General features: G+C 42.2%; 16 protein-coding genes. 5 read left to right on the top strand and 11 right to left on the bottom strand.

Annotated elements, in window-relative coordinates; genetic code table 11:
* Positions 1–48 precede the first annotated feature (48 nt).
* The 5 genes from ACQ2HE_RS11645 (at position 49) to ACQ2HE_RS11625 (ending at position 3,833) form a co-directional block, all read left to right on the top strand.
* Positions 49–582: a hypothetical protein gene (locus tag ACQ2HE_RS11645; protein ID WP_430899286.1), complete on the top strand. Its 534-nt coding sequence runs from the start codon at positions 49–51 to the stop codon at positions 580–582.
* 93 nt (positions 583–675) lie between these two features.
* Positions 676–2,115 carry an amidohydrolase gene (locus ACQ2HE_RS11640; RefSeq protein ID WP_430899288.1) on the top strand — a complete coding sequence of 480 codons (1,440 nt, stop codon included), beginning with the start codon at positions 676–678 and terminating at the stop codon, positions 2,113–2,115.
* A gap of 403 nt (positions 2,116–2,518) precedes the next feature.
* Positions 2,519–2,791, top strand: a complete 273-nt coding sequence (locus tag ACQ2HE_RS11635) for a hypothetical protein (RefSeq protein ID WP_430899290.1) — start codon at positions 2,519–2,521, stop codon at positions 2,789–2,791.
* Between the two features lie 5 nt (positions 2,792–2,796).
* Positions 2,797–3,054 (top strand): hypothetical protein, encoded by a 258-nt coding sequence (locus tag ACQ2HE_RS11630; protein ID WP_430899292.1) that lies wholly within the window; start codon positions 2,797–2,799, stop codon positions 3,052–3,054.
* A gap of 68 nt (positions 3,055–3,122) precedes the next feature.
* Entirely contained in the window at positions 3,123–3,833 is a 711-nt protein-coding gene (locus tag ACQ2HE_RS11625) for a hypothetical protein (protein ID WP_430899294.1), read from the top strand.
* Between the two features lie 109 nt (positions 3,834–3,942).
* On the opposite strand, the gene ACQ2HE_RS11620 is transcribed toward ACQ2HE_RS11625, so the two are convergent.
* The 11 genes from ACQ2HE_RS11620 to ACQ2HE_RS11570 all read right to left on the bottom strand — a co-directional run bounded on the left by ACQ2HE_RS11620 (position 3,943) and on the right by ACQ2HE_RS11570 (position 18,382).
* Positions 3,943–5,430 carry a glycoside hydrolase family 32 protein gene (locus ACQ2HE_RS11620; RefSeq protein ID WP_430899296.1) on the bottom strand — a complete coding sequence of 496 codons (1,488 nt, stop codon included), beginning with the start codon at positions 5,428–5,430 and terminating at the stop codon, positions 3,943–3,945.
* A 179-nt stretch (positions 5,431–5,609) separates the two neighbouring features.
* Complete coding sequence (locus tag ACQ2HE_RS11615) at positions 5,610–7,331, bottom strand: sensor histidine kinase (protein WP_430899298.1); 1,722 nt, start codon at positions 7,329–7,331, stop codon at positions 5,610–5,612.
* Between the two features lie 11 nt (positions 7,332–7,342).
* Entirely contained in the window at positions 7,343–8,467 is a 1,125-nt protein-coding gene (locus tag ACQ2HE_RS11610; protein ID WP_430899300.1) for a sensor protein KdpD, read from the bottom strand.
* 113 nt (positions 8,468–8,580) lie between these two features.
* Positions 8,581–9,648 (bottom strand): porin, encoded by a 1,068-nt coding sequence (locus tag ACQ2HE_RS11605; protein WP_430899302.1) that lies wholly within the window; start codon positions 9,646–9,648, stop codon positions 8,581–8,583.
* Entirely contained in the window at positions 9,632–10,186 is a 555-nt protein-coding gene (locus ACQ2HE_RS11600) for a potassium-transporting ATPase subunit C (protein ID WP_430899304.1), read from the bottom strand. The genes ACQ2HE_RS11605 and ACQ2HE_RS11600 overlap by 17 nt, the downstream gene beginning before the upstream one ends.
* Before the next feature lie 10 nt (positions 10,187–10,196).
* The gene (kdpB, locus tag ACQ2HE_RS11595; RefSeq protein ID WP_430899306.1) at positions 10,197–12,239 is read right to left on the bottom strand and encodes a potassium-transporting ATPase subunit KdpB; all 2,043 of its coding nucleotides are present in this window, start codon (positions 12,237–12,239) and stop codon (positions 10,197–10,199) included.
* An 11-nt stretch (positions 12,240–12,250) separates the two neighbouring features.
* Positions 12,251–13,948 (bottom strand): potassium-transporting ATPase subunit KdpA, encoded by a 1,698-nt coding sequence (kdpA, locus tag ACQ2HE_RS11590; protein ID WP_430899308.1) that lies wholly within the window; start codon positions 13,946–13,948, stop codon positions 12,251–12,253.
* A gap of 2 nt (positions 13,949–13,950) precedes the next feature.
* Positions 13,951–14,028, bottom strand: a complete 78-nt coding sequence (locus tag ACQ2HE_RS11585; protein ID WP_430899983.1) for a potassium-transporting ATPase subunit F — start codon at positions 14,026–14,028, stop codon at positions 13,951–13,953.
* A 620-nt stretch (positions 14,029–14,648) separates the two neighbouring features.
* The gene (locus ACQ2HE_RS11580) at positions 14,649–15,377 is read right to left on the bottom strand and encodes a hypothetical protein (protein WP_430899310.1); all 729 of its coding nucleotides are present in this window, start codon (positions 15,375–15,377) and stop codon (positions 14,649–14,651) included.
* The gene (locus ACQ2HE_RS11575) at positions 15,358–16,698 is read right to left on the bottom strand and encodes a sigma-54-dependent transcriptional regulator (protein WP_430899312.1); all 1,341 of its coding nucleotides are present in this window, start codon (positions 16,696–16,698) and stop codon (positions 15,358–15,360) included. Before ACQ2HE_RS11575 ends, ACQ2HE_RS11580 begins: the two co-directional genes overlap by 20 nt.
* Before the next feature lie 349 nt (positions 16,699–17,047).
* Positions 17,048–18,382, bottom strand: coding sequence for a TolC family protein (locus ACQ2HE_RS11570; protein ID WP_430899314.1), 1,335 nt, complete (start codon positions 18,380–18,382; stop codon positions 17,048–17,050).
* Positions 18,383–18,386: the final 4 nt, after the last annotated feature.

Raw genomic sequence — 18,386 nt, 5'->3', positions numbered from 1 at the left:
AGTATTGTCCAATTTTTGTAAGTTACCATTCCAAACAATTCAAACTACATGAAACAAATTACGGTTCTCGCTTTCTTATTAATCTCAATTGCAGGGTTTGGCCAAACCAACTCATGGTACAAGCTCAGCACACCGGTTTTTGAAATAAGTTTTCCAAATAAGCCAACCGCTAGCACACAACAAATTCCATCGGCTGTAGGAGAACTCACTTTAAATCTACACATGTTGGAGGCGAAAGACGGCGACAAAGAAGACATTCTATTATACATGACCAATGAAACCGATTATCCCGATACGGTTGTGAATTCAAAATATACAGATAGATTAGAAACATTTTTTAAAGGATCAATTGAAGGGATGCTTAAAAATACCGGAGGGCAATTGCTCGAATCTAAAAATTTAGAAATGAAAGGATACTCCGGTCGCCAAGTAAAAATAGATTATCAAAATGGGGTGGCCACCATTGTTGTGCAGCTATACTTAGTAAAAAACAAACTCATTATGGCACAGGTATTCGTGAAGCCTGACAAAGAAGGAAACACTGATCAAAAAACTTTTTTTGATTCATTTAAGATACTTTAGGAAAAAGCCGGCAACTGCCGGCTTTTTTTATGATTCGCATTCTTTCCTTAACTTCCATCCAACCGTAATACACACACCTTCAAATCAAATCAGATGAAACAGGTTTTCTTTTCGATGTTACTCTTTTCAACGGGCACTCTTTTGGCACAACCCAATGCAAAACAAGTAGAGGTATTGAAATCCGAATCGGCCAAATCTATACAGGCGCAATACGAGGAATATAAAAAAATGATCCTCACTATTTGGGACTACGCAGAAGTAGGATTCAAAGAAACTAAGAGTTCTACCCTTCTTCAAAACAAACTAAAAGAAAACGGCTTCTCGGTAGAATCAGGAGTTGCAGGCATGCCTACAGCTTTTGTAGCCACTTATGGAAGCGGCAAACCGGTAATTGGTATCCTCGCCGAATTCGATGCACTGCCAGGATTATCGCAAGACAACAGTCCCACCCGAAATCCCATTGCAGGGAAAGGTGCAGGACATGGTTGTGGTCATCACATATTTGGCGTAGGATCAGTTGCATCCGGAATTGCCATAAAAAAATTAATTGAAGAAGGAAAAATAAAAGGGACCGTAAAAGTATATGGAAGTCCTGCTGAAGAAGGTGGTGGCGGAAAAGTATATCTGGTTAGAGCGGGACTGTTCAATAACGTAGACGCTGTTTTGCACTGGCATCCGGGCGATGAAAACTCAGTAGCCTACACCAGTGCTTTAGCATACAAATCAGCGAAATTCCGTTTCTATGGCATCTCAGCGCACGCCGCCGGCGCGCCCGACAGAGGACGTTCAGCCCTCGATGGCGTAGAAGCCATGGACAATATGGTAAACATGATGCGCGAACACGTACCTCAAGAAACTCGTATTCACTATGTAATTACCAACGGAGGGAAAGCACCGAATGTAATCCCTGATTTCGCGGAAGTGTTCTATTATGTTAGAAATCCGGAGCGTTCACAAGTAGTCAGCATTTTCGATCGCGTTGTAAACACAGCAAAGGGAGCTGCATTGGGAACAGATACCAAAATGGACTTCGAAGTAATTGATGGCACACACGATCTACTCATCAACAATACCCTTGCAAAACTTGCGCAAACGAATTTGGAAAAAGTCGGCGGCGTTCAGTACACTGCTGCTGAAATTGAATTCGCGAAACAATTGCAAACCAGTTTTATGGGAAGAGTTCCATCCATCGATTCAGCGGCATATGTTAAACCCTTGAGAGCAGAAAAAAACATGGGTTCAACCGATGTTGGCGATGTGAGCTATGTAGTGCCCACCGTAGGCGTATCCGCTGCTACTTGGGTTCCCGGCACACCGGCACATAGCTGGCAAGCAGTTGCATGCGGCGGAACCGATATCGGCGTAAAAGGAATGATGGTAGCCAGCAAAACTCTTGTATACACTGCCATCGATTTGTTCCTAAATCCCGACCTTATCACAAAAGCAACCGAAGAATTCAAAAAATCAGTAGGCGATTATCAATACAAAGCTTTGTTGGGAGATAGAGCACCGGCGTTGAATTACAGGGAGTAATTAATAATTAAGAAGTAAGAATTAAGAATTAAACAGCCGGAATACAGGAGGGAGGAAGGAGGATAGTAGACGGAGGAAATACAGAACCACGGAGGCACAGAGGCACGGGGATTCGCTGCGTTGCCGCTGCGAGCTTGTCCTGAGCGGTTCCTGAGCTTGTCGAAGGGCGGGCCGAAGGCACAGTCGAAGGACGCTGCGCCGCCGCGGTGAAAGAAAAAGATCGAGATTCGGCAAGATGGAAAAGAGGATGAAGGCTCTTTGCGACAACTTGGCGGGCTTTGCGATCTTCGCGGTGAAGCCGCTTTGAACATCAGAGGCTAATCTGTGCGAATCTGTTATAATTTGAGTTATCCGTGGTCAAAAAAAAAGTACGAAAGAAAGAATTAGTAAATTCTAATTAACCATGAAACAACTCCTACTCACCCTATTTCTCGCATTCGACGCCTACCTAGGAACGCGGTTCCTATTGAATGTAATCGGCATTTTACAAACCAGTAAATATTCAAAAGGTGCTACTCTTTTCTATGCTATCGCCTTTCTCACCCTTGCAGCAGCAGGCGCCTACTATATGTTCGTAAAACAAAACTTCAAAATCACTTTACTCCTCGCAATAGGACCTTGGATCTTGATCGTTTTGTTCCTATTTATCAATATGATTTTTGGAGATTATAAATAACAACCATGGACTACATTCACTTTGCACCCCGCTGGAAAGAAGAACTAGTAGCCACCAGTAAATCCGGAAAACTAGTGTTTGAATTCACCATGGGAGTAGAACATGTGTACTTTCCTTCAAAAGAACTTTGGGAAAAACAAGCGCCCGACTGGGCCAAAGACAAATGGGAAGAATACATGAAAGCTTGCACCAATTGGAGCGAAAGCAACCGCTACCCAATGTCAATTGTTGACAACACATTTATGTATGAACTAAAAGAATAATACATCGCAAAGCCAATAAAAGCAGCATTTGCAACCGTAATAATGTCTATTGTTCAAACTCTCTCAATATGCGTATCATTGTGTTTTTTGTATTAAGCACACTAAGCCTGCCGGCACTTTCTCAATCAATGAACCTAAGAGTTTTGGGCAACTCGGGATTTGCATCTTTTAAAGGTAGTGGAAGTGCAGTAGCTACTCAAGTAACAAACTATACAATAGGTTTTAGTCCAACAATACTGGCAAATCAATATTACGGCAGAAATTCAGGTACATCTTACGGCGTTGAATTGCAAGCCTCTTATACCTTCAAATCAAACATTGATTTAGGCATCGGAGCAGGTTTTGAATCAATATCAACAACTTCGAAGGTCGTGTCTTATACTCAAGCTGGAATTGTCTTAATAGTATATGATGCCAATGGTAAAACGGTGCTAACGGGAACATATGTCAACCTAAATCCCTATATTGGTTACACTAAGTCTATTTCCGGATTTAAACTAGGGCTGAAAATAGGAGCAGATTTTGCTATTCCACAAAAATTAAAGGCAAAAACAACATACATTGTACCAACAATATCTAAAAACGAAGTTACATTTACACAGAACCCTGAAAAACCCTCTCTAGATATAAGACCAAGAGTTCAAGCAACCGCTGAATACAATAAGATAATCCTTTCAGTGGGATACGCCAAAGGCCTTACCAACTATCAAACAAACAATGCAAACGGTGAGGCTTACTTGAATTATTTTAGAATCGGACTGGGTTACACCATTTTATAACTTACCACTATTAATTTCATTTATCTTACTTTGCGCACCTTTGCGCCATTTGTTTCGTTGCTGTAAATAAACTATTGAATTTTTATTAAGTCAAAAATTGAAGAATCCGCTACTTCCAAATAGACTTCAACTCTTCCCATTCCACATGATTCGCCGTCCCCTTTCCACTTATCCGCAGCTGAGTAAACGCAGCCGTCGGGAAAAAGCAAGTAGTCATTACCGTTGCACCCCGATCCGCAAACAACTCCACTGAAGTAGCATCCAAATACAATTCCAAATACCCCGCCTTTCGCTTAAAAAAACGCTGCGCCGTAAATCGCTTCGCAAAATCCGCATTGAAATCAGACACACCCGCCTTAGTACGATCAATAAAGTATTCGCTTTTACCAGGATCATATCCAATCACCAACTCCTCTCCTTTCGCATTAGAAAGAACAATCCTCAAGTCCTTTAAATCCTCCTGACGTATCTCCAATCGATACGCCTGCGATTGCAAGTTGATCTCAATCCCCTTCTCAAGATTTTGATTCATCAACACATTCCCCTTCTCCCGAATCAATACATAATCATTAACCGGTAAAGAACGCAAGCGAAGCCCTTGATCCGTTTTCAACAAATTCAATTCTCTAGTCAAGGTAAATGCACTTCTCCAAGCACTAGTGGGCACTTGATTCGCATAATTCCAATTCGACATCCACCCAATAAAAAAACGTTTATTGCCTGTGTTCGACCAAGTAACACCGGCGTATTCATCCGGACCATAATCGGCCCACAACACTTCTTTCTGCGTTGTTTTGAATTCATGACCATCAAACGCCCCAACAAAATATTGCGTTGCCGAACCACCATTAGGCCCACCCGGATTCAAATTCACCAACAATACCCACTGTTCTTTTCCTTCAAAATTCATTGAAAAAAGATCGGGACATTCCCATACACCCCCATGCGCCCCCAAGTCCTTACCAAACTCTGATTCCTTCGTCCAATCTTTCAAATTCGGCGAAGAATAGAAATGAATGGTATTCACCACTGCTAGGGTCATGATCCATTTCTTTGTTTCTTCATGCCAAAACACTTTTGGATCACGGAAGTCCTTAATACCAGGCGTTTTCAAAACAGGATTGCCCGAATACTTGGCCCAGGTTTCACCATTGTCTAAACTGTAAGCTATGCTTTGATTTTGAAAATCACTCGTTCCTGCATCCGCTCTTTGTTGGTTGTGCTGAGTATAAATAGCAACAAGCGGAACCAGCCCGTTCTTTCCGAATCCGCTGGTATTGTCTTTATCCACTACAGCGCTACCGGAAAAAATGGTTCCGATACTATCAGGATATATGGCAATGGGTTTGTGCTCCCAATGTACCATGTCTTTTGAAACGGCGTGTCCCCAGTGCATCGGCCCCCAAACATTGGAAGCCGGATGGTGTTGATAGAACAGGTGATAAACACCATTGTGATAAACCATTCCATTCGGGTCGTTCATCCAATTCTTAGGAGGATAGAAATGTATCTTCGGACGATAGAGTTCGTCGCGGTTCTGAGACATAAGCAGTTGTGTGGTTGAGAAAAAAACGAGGAGCAGCAATAGCTTCTTCATATAGCAATTTTGAAATATAAATATACAAAGAAATCAAAGTTTAATATTGCTTACGCTACCGCAACGTAAATAAGAACGCAAAGGTCCGCAAAGATTTAGCTCCCCGTTGCGAACCTTTGCGTTCGTTTAAACTTTGCGGTAAAGGGAACTCTAAAACCAATTAACTCTAAATATAAAACTTAAACAGCCACCTGACATTTCAAAACAAACTCCGCTCCAGTTCCATACTCACTCTTCACTGAAATAGATCCACCCTGAGCTTCCATAAACTCCCTACAAATACTCAAACCCAGTCCCGTGCCCTCTTTCTCCGAGCCGGGAATTCGGAAATAACGGTCAAATATCTTATCCAAATACTGCGGCTGAATACCCTTGCCCTGATCCACCACTGAAATCCAAACCTGCTTCTCTTTTTTCTCCACTTTAATTTTTACTTCTGATTTTTCAGGACTGTACTTGATCGCATTCGTCAACAAATTATTCAATACCCAACTGGTCTTTTCTTCATCGGCCCAGATCTTCAAATCCGTTTCTCCTACAAATTCACGCACCACTCGAATTTGTTTAGACTCCGCCATCAGCTTGTTTCGTTCAATCAAGTCAAACAACATATCATTGACCACCACTCCACTCGCTTTCAATTGAATAACACCTGTTTCTACTTGAGTCATGTTCAATAGCTCCGAAGTTATCTTCAACAATCGAGCTGCGTCTTCTTTGATACTGTTTACCAATTGCGACTGCTCATCACTCAAATTCCCCATCCGTTTATTATCGAGTAATTGCGTACTCAATTGAATAGAAGCGATCGGTGTTTTCAATTCGTGCGAAACAGTGGCGATGAAATTGGTTTTAGCTACATCCAATTCTTTGTACGTAGTAATGTTTTGTAGAAGAATCAAGGTACCCATGGGCTCTGCCGTTTCCCCACCGGTTCTAGCTACTTTAATGGGTATAAGTTGTTTTTGGTAAAATCGTTCCTTCCCCTCCACAGCAATTTTCAAAGTAGAAGCCGCTTCCTCTGTTTTAGTAAGAAACAATTCTTTGATCATCGCCCTGATCAAATCGTTGTTAACCGCCACATCCTGAATGTACTTTCCTAATATTTGATCGCGAGAAACGGCTGTAATCTTTTCTGCCGCATCATTATAAAACACCACATTGTTCTGTTGATCCAATACCAACACAGGATCTTGCAGGTTATTGATCAACGCATCAATTCTACTTTTCTCTACCAATAATTTTTGAATATTACTGGCTTGAAATTTTTCCAACTCCTCTGCCATGGTATTGAACGATTGCGCCAGAATGGAATACTCATGATGTTCTTTGAAGTGCAAACGTTTCGAATAATCCTGCGAAGCAATGGCCCTTACACTTTCAATCATTTCTTCAATGGGATTGGCAATGGCCCCGGGCAAATTCAAAAACAAAGTAAAACTCAAAAGAAAACTGATACCACCAATAAAGGAAAGCCAGATCAATGCATTCTCAGTCGACCTTTCCATCGCATTTGTTTTGCGCTGAATGGCTTCCGAATTCAATTGCAAAATATCATTGGCCACTTCTTCCATTCGGATCTTCGAGCCGGAATCTGTTTTCAATCCGGAGAAATTCTTTCGGAGTAATGTGGTTAATTCCTTCTCCCCTTCTTCTGTAATGTTCTTCTCTTGACTTGAAATCAGCTTTTCAATTTTATGATGATTGGAATCAGATAAAGGCACTTGATTCAATTCATCAAACAAATCGGACATGTACCGAATGGAATTCAAATTTGCTTGTAGTACCGATCTTGAGTCTTGGTTAGAACGATTCAAAAAATAAATACTCAGTGCTCCCAAGGCAACAACCAAAGAGAACAAAAATCCAATCGCGATGTATAATTTACTGCGTAGCCGCATAAAGATTAATTCTAACTTAAAATTACCAAATCGATTTCGGTTTGCGCCAGCTTTCTGGTTAAACTAAGGAAAACATTCCCCGAAGCCAGAATGCTCCACAAACCAATACGAGGTTTACCGATGCAAACGGTGGTGATACTCTTCTGCTCACATACTTCCATCACCGCTCTAGCAATGTTCTCATGATTCACGCGCAACACTTCTCCCCCCAATTCAGTAGCCAACTTAAAATTATTGATCAAATGTCGCTGCTTATCGAGCGGAATTCGATCCGTACTCTCAGCCGGAAGCTGCACATATAAAACATAGAATTTACTATTGTAATAATTGGCCAGTCGCGCCGATTTCCGAATCACCGTTCTCGCATTTACTTCATTCGAACTAATGCAGGCCAATATCTTTTCATGCTTATATGCATATTCCTTGGTCACCTCTGATTCTACCTTCCGTTCTACTTGTGCTGCTACCTCCTTCAATGCCAATTCACGCAACTGAAGAATATGCTCGCTTTTGAAAAAATTACGAAGGGCTGTCTCCACTTTTGCTTGGTCATAGATCTTACCTTCTTTCAATCGGGTGATCAATTCATCTGCCGTTAAATCGATGTTCACCACTTCATCTGCCAAGGCCAATACCCGATCGGGTACCCGTTCTTTCACTTCAATACCGGTGATCGCTTTCACCTCATCGTTCAAACTTTCAATGTGCTGAATGTTTACGGCACTGATCACATTGATCCCTGCTTCTAATATCTCCAACACATCTTGCCATCTCTTTTCATTTTTGGAACCTTCCATATTTGTATGAGCCAGTTCATCTACTATCACCAGTTCGGGATGAAGGTTCAATACTTGTTGCAAATCCATGTCCTCCAGTTCCTTTCCCTTATAGAAGAGTTGCTTTCGTGGAATGATAGGCAATCCTTCCAACAATGCATGGGTTTCCTTTCGGTGATGAGTTTCAATATAGGCGATCTTCACATCAATCCCGTTCTTTAGCAAGGTATGCGCCTCTTGCAACATCCGATAGGTTTTCCCAACACCGGCACTCATGCCAATGTACACTTTAAACTTGCCTCGCTTCGACTTCTTGAGCAAGTCTAAAAAATGTGCGGCTGATTGATCTTTTGATTCCATTGAACTTTGGGGTTAGGGGTTAGGCTTTGGGCTTTGGGCTTTAGGCTTTAGGTTTTAGGCTTTAGGCTTTAGGTCTTTGCACTCCGCTGTTTCATTCACCCGATTCAAGGCGCTTAGAAATTGATCGACATCCCACTAATCAATTGAAGACTATTTCTTACCAACTGATTGTCGTTCAAAAACAAAGCCTCTTTATTCGTCAAATTTCTGATCTCGGTTCTCCATAGAAGCTTCTTCCAAATGGTTCGATCGTAGTTCACACCCCATCCCCACAATTCTACCGGAGCTGCTTCTGAAATGAGTACCCGGTTCTTATCCGTGAAATACTCTAGCCTACCTGCAATTACGTTTTGACTATTGATTTGATATTTCGCAATGAATACTCCATTCGACCATCGATAATACGCTGAACTTCCTTTTTGCTTTTGCTCCCATCCAATATCAAATCCACCATAGAATGTCCAATATTGATTAGCCGTATAAGAAGCATAGAGATCGTGAAATATCCTAGTCTTTCTTGTTTGTTGTGGTTTATCATTTCCAACAAAAGAACTACTATTGATGGTCCATTTTGAGTTTGGCTTATAGGTTAACTGATGTCCAAAACTTACGCCGTTATTTCCATCGACCTGCACAATTCGTTGCCAACCGTTTACAGCCAACAACGCTGCATACCATTTGCCATCTGCACTCGAATAGCTCAGTCGCGCACCTGTTTCAAAATAAGGACTATTGTCTGCTTGCAAGGATCTTGTATAAGTGGGACAATCCTTACTATAAGCCGATTCAAATCCAATATGCGATGGCAAAATACCGGCGTCGAACCACCACTGTTTTTTTCGATCCAAGGCAAAACCAAGATTCGCTTCCAGCACTTGCTTCAACAAACCCGGTTCAGCAGCATAGTTCGCATTCATATAGGTTCCTGTACCCAAGGCCAAATTAGCACGTATACCTTCTTGCGCATAGTTTAACTTGATGGCCGCCAAGTTGAGTGCAAACTCTTGAGTACGATTTTGAGAATAGATGAACCCCGGACGCGTGTGATTTACCGGCTTATTAAAATCATAATTGTAGTAAACGTCTGCATAGCCTGACCAATGAAAACTACTGCTATCCTGTGCTTGCACGGCAAGAACTAGCAACATCAGCAATCCCACCAAACTAGTTCTTTGTTTCATCTAGTAAACTATTTAACGTATTTACATTGATAACTTTCGGACCAATTCCATAACCCTCTTCCGATTTTTTCACCAAAGCAGATACCGCTTCATAGCTCATTCCACGCTTCATGGCTACCCGTTGCACTTGTACGGCTGCAGCTTCAGCCGAAATATGCGGATCCAAGCCACTACCACTAGCGGTTACCAAATCGGATGGAACCTGCTCTTTCTTTAAATAAGGGTGATGCACCAATACGGTGTCAATACGTGCTTGAACAGTGGCCAAATAATCGGGATTGGTGGGCCCTTTATTCGAACCGGCTGCTCCGGCCGCATTGTAATTTACAGCAGAAGGTCGTGACCAAAAATATTCATCAGAATCAAATCGCTCTCCGATATTTTTATAGATGGTTTTGCCATTTACGGTTACACGTTCGGCTTGCCCTTTGTCGGGAGTAGCCTGCGCAATCACCCATACAGTTCCGGTGTACAAGCATGAGAAAAGAAGAAATGAAAGGCCAGTCAATTTAAGGGCCATATAGAAATGTTGTTTCATCGTGTTCGATTTAAAAATAAAGAGATACAAAAAGATCAATCAACTTGATTCCTATAAAAGGAATCAACACCCCGCCCAAACCATAGATCAATAAATTTCTACGCAACAATGCACTGGCACCAATGGGTTTGTAAGCTACTCCACGCAATGCCAGAGGAATCAACAAAGGAATAATGATGGCATTGAAAATAACTGCTGATAAAATTGCAGATTCAGGGCTGTGCAGTTTCATGATGTTTAAATGCTGCAAGGCAGGAATAGAGCTGATAAACAAAGCAGGAACAATGGCAAAATACTTCGCTACATCATTGGCAATACTAAAAGTGGTAAGGGTTCCACGCGTCATCAACAACTGCTTTCCGATTTCTACTACCTCAATCAATTTAGTAGGATCATTGTCTAAATCCACCATATTACCGGCTTCTTTCGCTGCTTGCGTACCACTGTTCATGGCAACGCCCACATCTGCCTGAGCAAGAGCAGGTGCATCATTGGTACCATCTCCCATCATCGCTACCAATCGGCCGCCCTGCTGCTCTTTGCGGATATAATTCATTTTATCTTCCGGCTTGGCTTCTGCAATGTAATCGTCTACCCCTGCTTTCTCCGCAATGAATTTTGCAGTAAGCGGATTATCGCCCGTTACCATCACAGTTTTAATTCCCATTTTTCTCAATCGCTCGAAACGCTCTTGAATACCCGGCTTAATAATATCCTGCAATTCTACCACACCTAGTACGCTTTCATTTTTTGAAACTACCAAAGGTGTACCGCCATTACTTGAAATCTTCCGAACGGTTTCGTCAACTTCCTTTGGAAATTCATTGCCTTTAATGGCACATAAATTACGAATGGCATCAGAAGCTCCTTTCCGAATTCTCTGTCCTTCAAAATCAATTCCCGAGCTTCTGGTTTCAGCCGTAAACTTTATATAAACCGGATCATTAACCGAAATATTTCGATACGAATCACCCGCCAATTCTAAAATAGATTTTCCTTCCGGAGTATCATCGGCGAGTGAGCTCAGCACCACTGCTTTTACAAAGGCTGATTCTTCAACTCCGGGAGCCGGATGAAACTGAGTGGCTTTCCGATTACCGATGGTAATGGTTCCGGTTTTATCGAGCAGCAATACATCTACGTCGCCGGCTGTTTCCACAGCCTTACCGCTCTTGGTGATCACATTCGCACGCAAGGCACGATCCATCCCTGCAATACCAATGGCCGACAACAATCCTCCAATGGTAGTGGGAATCAAACAAACAAATAGTGATATAAATGCAGCAATGGTAATGGGTGTTTGTGCATAATCACCGAATGGTTTTAAGGTAACCGTTACAATGATAAAGACCAATGTAAATCCGGCCAGCAAAATAGTCAGCGCAATTTCATTCGGTGTCTTCTGACGCGATGCCCCTTCTACCAAGGCGATCATCTTATCCAAAAAACTCTCACCGGGTTCGGTGGTTACTTTCACTTTTATTTTATCGCTGAGCACCTTAGTACCACCCGTTACACTGCTTTTATCGCCCCCCGCTTCGCGAATTACCGGAGCACTTTCTCCTGTAATGGCGCTTTCATCAATAGTGGCCAATCCTTCAATGATCTCTCCATCAGTAGGTATGATATCGCCTACTTCACAGAGGAATACATCACCTTTTCTTAATTGGGAAGAAGGAACGCGTTTGATCTCGTTCACATACATTTCACCCACCGGCTGTATCAGCTTTGCAGGTGTTTCCTCGCGGGTCTTACGCAAACTATTGGCCTGCGCTTTACCACGAGCTTCTGCAATGGCTTCCGCGAAATTGGCAAATACGAGGGTGATGAAAAGAATGGCTGTTACAATGATATTGTAGAGCAAACCACCTTGATTGGCCTCACCGGCTGCAATCCAAACACACACAGCCATCATCACCAATGTTCCCACCCATACGGTGAACATCACCGGATTTTTGATCATTTTGGTAGGATTCAATTTTATAAAACTCTCTTTCAAGGCTTCTTTTACGATGCCTGCATTAAAGAGTTGCTGAGAAGATTCTGATTTCATGATTCAATGCTTTAGATAGAAAAATATTCTGCTATAGGACCTAAGGTTAACGCTGGGAAGAACGAGAGTGCGGCCACAATGGCAATCACTGCAAATACCATAAGCGAGAAAGTGGGGGTATCTGTCTTCAGCGTACCGGCACTTTCAGGAATGTATTTTTTTGCGGCAAGACTGCCTGCAATGGCCACCGGACCAATAATAGGCAAGTATCGCGCAAGCAGCATTACAATACCACAGGCGATGTTCCAGAAAGGCGTATTGTCGCCCAATCCCTCAAAGCCACTACCATTATTGGCACTGGAAGAAGTGAACTCGTAGAGCATTTCACTAAAACCATGATAGCCGGGATTGTTTAACCAAGCAGCATAGGCGGTTGGATTGTGAGCATACACATGTGAAGCAATGGCCGTTCCTGTAAGAATTAAAAACGGATGCAACAAGGCGATGATCATGGCGATCTTCATCTCGCGGGCTTCAATTTTCTTTCCTAAGAATTCAGGGGTACGCCCTACCATCAATCCACTTATAAATACAGCTAGAATAATAAAGATGTAGTAGTTCAGAAAACCAACACCCACACCACCGTAAAAGGCGTTCACCATCATACCCAGTAGAGTGAACATACCCGATAGTGGCGTCAAGCTATCATGCATCGCATTCACAGAACCATTACTGGTAGTAGTTGTACTGATGGCCCAATAAGCTGAAGCAGGGGCTCCAAAACGAAGCTCTTTTCCTTCCATACTTCCGTGAGGTTGTGCTATGCCCATTTTGGCTATTGCCGCATTTCCTTTCACTTCTTGAAGAATGGTGGGGATACAAAGCAAGAAGAAACCGATGGTCATAACACCCACAATAGACCAAGCCAGTTTTCTTCTATTTAAAATATGACCCATTGTAAAAATCAAAGCCAGCGGAATCAACACTATGGCAATGGTTTCTACGATATTCGTTAAGTAATTGGGATTCTCTAATGGATGCGCTGAATTCGGGCCAAAGAAACCACCACCGTTTGTACCAAGTTGTTTGATGGCCACAAAGCCCGCAACCGGTCCGCGACTCACCTGCACCGTATCACCTTGCAAGCCAATCATGGTGTCTTTACCTTGAAATGTCATAGGAACATGATTGAACAACAAGATCACAGCCACTACCAATGATAGTGGCAATAAAATGCGTGTACAAGATTTCACAAACAACACATAAAAATTAGCATAGCTTGTTTGTGTTTTTTCGCGCATCGCAAAAAACACCACTACGGCAATAGCGATACCGCAACCTGCACTAATGAACTGCCACAATTGCAAGGTGAGTTGACCTAAATAACTCACGCCTGTTTCACCGGAATAGTGTTGAAGATTGGTATTGGTAATAAAACTGATAGCCGTATTGAAGGCCAGATCACCCGTCATAGAAGGATTTCCATCAGGATTTAAAGGCAACCAACTCATATTCGTTAATACAAACATGGCGATCAAAAACCAACAAAGATTGATGGTTAGAAGAGCTGTTAAATGTTGTTTCCAATTCATTTCCTCTTTCACACGAATGCGGGCTATTTTGAAAATCAATTGGTCGAGGGGGTTGAAAATCTTATCCAACCAGGTAGATTGAAACTGAAACACCTTGGCCATGTATTTACCCAAAGGAATGGCCAGTAAGAATAGTAGGATAAACATGAGCACTACGCCCAGTATTTCTGAAAACATAACTAAAATTTTTCGGGTTTAAGAAGAACATAGGCGATGTAACCGAAGAGGAACAAGGCCACAACAAAGAGGAATACCATGGTTAAATTTTTTCGAAGTAGTGAATGATTTTATACATCGCGAGAAAGATCGCAATGCCTAATACGGTTAGGAGAATGGTCATATTGACTGAATTTGGATTGAGAAATGCTTGTTTCAACAGTAGCATACCAAACCAAAGACCGATTTGAAGAACAAGCGACAACTATCTGATAATGTGATAATTAGAAAATATGAATAAAAAAAACAGTAGCATTATTTTTTCAAAATGGAAGGGTGGGTTTTCAAAATGGAAAAACAATTAATAATTAATAATGAAACAGCCGGCGAGATCAAGAAAGAACAGGAAGAAGAACAGGGGGAGGCAGACGAAGGAGTAGGCTGGTTTTGCGTAGCAAAAGCAGTCGAGTCTATCCCGTGAGGAACGATACCGGACAGGCGAAGCCGTTGCGGGAAGGGAGGAAATACAGAACCACGGAGGCACAGAGGCACGGGGATTCGCTGCGTTGCCGCTGCGACCGCTGCGCCGCCGCGGTAAAAAAACTAATAAGAAAAGGTAGAAGAAAAAGTAAGCAATTTCTGTACTTCGCGATGTAGCGGTGAACCTTAAGTAGAACAATCCTTGCGATGAGTACTTTATTACCTTGGATAAAAAATCCAATCAATTCAAATTAAACCCAATAAAAATACCAATCCAAGGTTTATTATGATACACCCAGTTCTTCGCATTGGCATCTATCAACAAATCATTGCCCAAGGAGAGACCGGTATTGAATTTTCGGAAACCAAACAATGCGGCAATACCATAATCAATTCCCAACCCATCGTATTCGTAGTCGATGGTATTGTTCATAAACGCCGGAGAAATAAAAACAGTACTCAACCCGGCAAAGCCACCAATACCAAATCCACGTTTCTTAAATTGATCTCGTTTAACATCTTTGAAGAGTGTTTTTTGATTAATGGTCAATTTATCAATTCTATACCCTAAAAAAACAGATCCATTAAAATCAGCATTGAATTGTCTGGGGAAGCCGGCAATGGGAGCTCGATATTTAAAAGGCGTAGTGAAAACATCAAAATCAAAAGATGTCTGAATCAACGATACCCCTTTTCCTACATGCATTGCAGGATACAACAAAAAAGGCTCGGAATGGTATTTGGTGGTGTCTAACGCATATCCCTTTATCGAATCGTTATCATTTATCAAATACACTTTTGTCCATTCAGGAATTCTTTTCGTTGTGTCTTTTATAACGGCAGTTTGATGCAACTGAACGCGGTAAATACCTTCGGGTATTTCGTCAACTGAACTTTTCTGAATAACAGAGCATGAGCTCAAGGCCAGTAATAATAGGCATATATAAAGATTAACCAATTTTGTATTCATCGATCTTTCTGTATAAAGTTGTTAGTCCAATATCAAGAATTTTCGCTGCTTCCGCCTTATTTCCCTCTGTATATTTCAACACCCGCTGAATATGCGCTTTTTCTACTGTGGCCAATGTATCTGTAGCCGCACTGCCGGATTGCAACGCTTGCCCTAAAAAATCAGCAGGTAATGTTGCTGCCGAAAGCACACCATCGTCCGACAATATCACACTTCGTTCCAACACATTTTTCAATTCTCGAATGTTCCCCTTCCAATGATGCTTCTGCAATGCCTCACTGTAGGCTGCTTCCACGCCAGTAATGCGACGATTGATCTTCTTCGACAACTGAACAATAAAAAAATCGGTAAGCAATGGAATATCAGATCTCCGCTCGTTTAAGGCCGGCAACTCGATGGTAAAAGTGGAAATGCGGTAATACAGGTCTTCCCTAAAATTCTTCGCCTCAATTTCTGCCTTTAAATTTCTATTGGTAGCTGCTACAATACGCACATCTACTTGTGTAGGCTTACTATCTCCTACTTTTAAAAAGCTACCGGTCTCCAATACGCGTAGCAACTTGGCTTGTAAATCGAGTGCCATTTCACCGATCTCATCCAAAAAAACCGTGCCTCCATTCGCTTCTTCAAAAATACCCTTACTGTCTTTAACCGCACCTGTAAAGGCTCCGGCTTTGTGACCAAACAATTCATTTTCCAATAACTCTTTGCTGAAGGCGGCACAATTGATGGCAATAAAAGGAGCTTTGGAACGTCCACTGTTTTGGTGAATGGCTTGCGCAAACACTTCTTTTCCTGTGCCCGTTTCACCCGCCAACAATACCGTTGCATCGGTAGCAGCTACTTTAGAAGCTGCATTCACGGCGTCTTTGATCAGTTTCGATTCACCAATTATGGATTCAAAGGAATATTTTTTCTGCACTTGTGCTTCAAGTCGTGCCAAGCGGTTGTTCAGCGCTGCTTTGTCAACCGCCTTGTATAAAAGCGGGATGATTCTATTGTTATCATCGCCCTTGGTGAGGTAATCAAAAGCACCCAATTTAATGGCAGTTACACTATCAGGGATGGTACCGTAGGCCGTCAATAGAATGACTTCGGCGGTAGGCTGGAGTTTCTTTATTTCAGGCAGCAGGTCTAAGCCATTGGCATCGGGGAGTTTGATATCACTCAGCACCACATCGAATGCTTGTTGCTGCAATTTCTTCAAGCCCGATTTCGCATCCACAGCCGTTTGTACGTCAAAACCTTCCAATTGGATGATCTTGGCCAAGAGCTCTCTGATCTTTACTTCGTCGTCAATAATTAAAACGGATGCTTGCATAGAAAGGGGTACCCATTAGCGGTACTTGGGTACAAAGGTAGGGGAAGGAGGGATGAATTGTTAGGGTAGATAGTTCTGAGTTTAAAGTTCTAAGTTTTTGAGTTATTGAGCTGGGGGCGTAGAAGATGTTATCAGTGGTGTTAATGCTTTTAGTTCACCGCAGAGATCGCAGAGACCGCGAAGATTTCGCGAAGCGGTCTATTTCTCACCGCGGCGGCGCAGCGATCGCAGCGTTTGCGCAGCGCTAGCGGCTTTCTGTATTTCCTCGCTCCTCGTCTCCTCTTTTCCTCGTTCCTGTACTCCGCTGTTCAATTCTTAATTCTTAATTCTTACTTCTTAATTAACTCCCCTATTTAAAAAACCCCACCAAACTCCCACTATTCTTCCAATACTCCAATCGCTTTTCGGCAGCGGAAATGGCCACTTGTTGCTTTTTTAATTGATCGCCTTGTAATAACAATTCTTGCTGATTCAGATCGGTTGCAGTAGCCAATCCCTTTTCAAAACGATCTTGCAATACTTGTACGTTCTGACGATACAACTGAACATTCTCCTCATAGAGCTTTTCCTCAAAATTCAACTCTTTCAATTCTTCTCTTGCCAAACTTCTTTGTTGCTCCAAACTTTGTTGTAGATCCGTCATTTGCTCCTGCAATCCATTTTGCTGTACTTCGAGCTGACGAATGCGCTTCTTCTTATCTTCTCCAATAAGAATCGGCAACTTGGCTACGATCCCCACATAACTATTACCGAACCAAGTATTCGATTGAAAGGGGTTGAACTGATTTGTGAACTGATTCGCCCCCAAGTACCCTTGTGCTGAAAGAATTGGTTTGTATTTTACTTTCTCGGAGTATTTACGCTGCTCTAATAAATCGGCTTGCAGTTTCAAATCGCGGTAATTCGCGAGTGAATCCAGAACAATCTCTCCCAAACCGGATTGCTGCAATTGATCCAATACTTTCGTTTCAAATTTCAATCCTATCAAGCTATCGAGTGAAATACCCGTCAAATAACTCAATACTACTTGTTCTTTCATCCAAGCCGAAGCACTCATCTGAAAGGCTTTGATGTTTGCGCGGTGCTGAATCAAGGCAGTATTGTAGTCGGTCACCAGTAATTTTCCCGCATCTAGTTTCACTTTTTGTAATTGAAGGGTCGTGTAGGTTCTTTGTGAGTCGACAGCAGCAGCCGCCAATTCTTTCTCACGCAAAAGAATCTTGATATAGGAACTGAGCAATTGGTATTGCAAGCTTTGCTCTTGTTGTTGCAATTTGTTCTTTTCAATGCGTTCCTGTGTTTGCAATTCTTGTTTATTGGCTTTCACAGCAAAATCAAGAATGGGTTGCAATACCGTTACACCGGCGGTTTGATTCCAAGAAGTACCAAACTTCACGGCAATGGTTTTGTCGGAAGGGGCCGCCGTATTGAACAAGCCCACCGGTATCACTGAACTTTGCAAAATTGGATTGTAGCGATAGTCATAAGCCGCACTGATCTGTGGCCAAAATCGCGCTCTCAATTCTTCTACTTTCAAACTTGCATTCAATACCGCGGCTTGATTCACACGCAAAATTGCTTGATGTTTCAAAGCCTGGTCGTAGCAATACGGCAAACTGATTGTTTGCGCTGTTGCCGACCAACTCAGCATCATTCCAAAAAACAAGACCCCAAAATATTTCATATAA

Origin of the sequence: Endoryza foliicola (assembly GCF_050589245.1) — a bacterium.
GTDB classification, from domain to species: domain Bacteria; phylum Bacteroidota; class Bacteroidia; order Chitinophagales; family Chitinophagaceae; genus Endoryza; species Endoryza foliicola.
This window is presented reverse-complemented; position numbering and strand designations above follow the sequence as displayed.

Bases quoted from the DNA above. Each gene is read 5' to 3' on its own strand.
- ACQ2HE_RS11580 (WP_430899310.1), bottom strand. From the start codon at position 15,377: ATGAATACAAAATTGGTTAATCTTTATATATGCCTATTATTACTGGCC.
- ACQ2HE_RS11600 (WP_430899304.1), bottom strand. From the start codon at position 10,186: ATGAAACAACATTTCTATATGGCCCTTAAATTGACTGGCCTTTCATTT.
- ACQ2HE_RS11570 (WP_430899314.1), bottom strand. From the start codon at position 18,382: ATGAAATATTTTGGGGTCTTGTTTTTTGGAATGATGCTGAGTTGGTCG.
- ACQ2HE_RS11575 (WP_430899312.1), bottom strand. From the start codon at position 16,698: ATGCAAGCATCCGTTTTAATTATTGACGACGAAGTAAAGATCAGAGAG.
- ACQ2HE_RS11585 (WP_430899983.1), bottom strand. From the start codon at position 14,028: ATGGTATTCCTCTTTGTTGTGGCCTTGTTCCTCTTCGGTTACATCGCC.
- ACQ2HE_RS11635 (WP_430899290.1), top strand. From the start codon at position 2,519: ATGAAACAACTCCTACTCACCCTATTTCTCGCATTCGACGCCTACCTA.
- ACQ2HE_RS11640 (WP_430899288.1), top strand. From the start codon at position 676: ATGAAACAGGTTTTCTTTTCGATGTTACTCTTTTCAACGGGCACTCTT.
- ACQ2HE_RS11645 (WP_430899286.1), top strand. From the start codon at position 49: ATGAAACAAATTACGGTTCTCGCTTTCTTATTAATCTCAATTGCAGGG.
- ACQ2HE_RS11615 (WP_430899298.1), bottom strand. From the start codon at position 7,331: ATGCGGCTACGCAGTAAATTATACATCGCGATTGGATTTTTGTTCTCT.
- ACQ2HE_RS11620 (WP_430899296.1), bottom strand. From the start codon at position 5,430: ATGAAGAAGCTATTGCTGCTCCTCGTTTTTTTCTCAACCACACAACTG.
- kdpA (WP_430899308.1), bottom strand. From the start codon at position 13,948: ATGTTTTCAGAAATACTGGGCGTAGTGCTCATGTTTATCCTACTATTC.
- ACQ2HE_RS11630 (WP_430899292.1), top strand. From the start codon at position 2,797: ATGGACTACATTCACTTTGCACCCCGCTGGAAAGAAGAACTAGTAGCC.
- ACQ2HE_RS11625 (WP_430899294.1), top strand. From the start codon at position 3,123: ATGCGTATCATTGTGTTTTTTGTATTAAGCACACTAAGCCTGCCGGCA.
- kdpB (WP_430899306.1), bottom strand. From the start codon at position 12,239: ATGAAATCAGAATCTTCTCAGCAACTCTTTAATGCAGGCATCGTAAAA.
- ACQ2HE_RS11610 (WP_430899300.1), bottom strand. From the start codon at position 8,467: ATGGAATCAAAAGATCAATCAGCCGCACATTTTTTAGACTTGCTCAAG.
- ACQ2HE_RS11605 (WP_430899302.1), bottom strand. From the start codon at position 9,648: ATGAAACAAAGAACTAGTTTGGTGGGATTGCTGATGTTGCTAGTTCTT.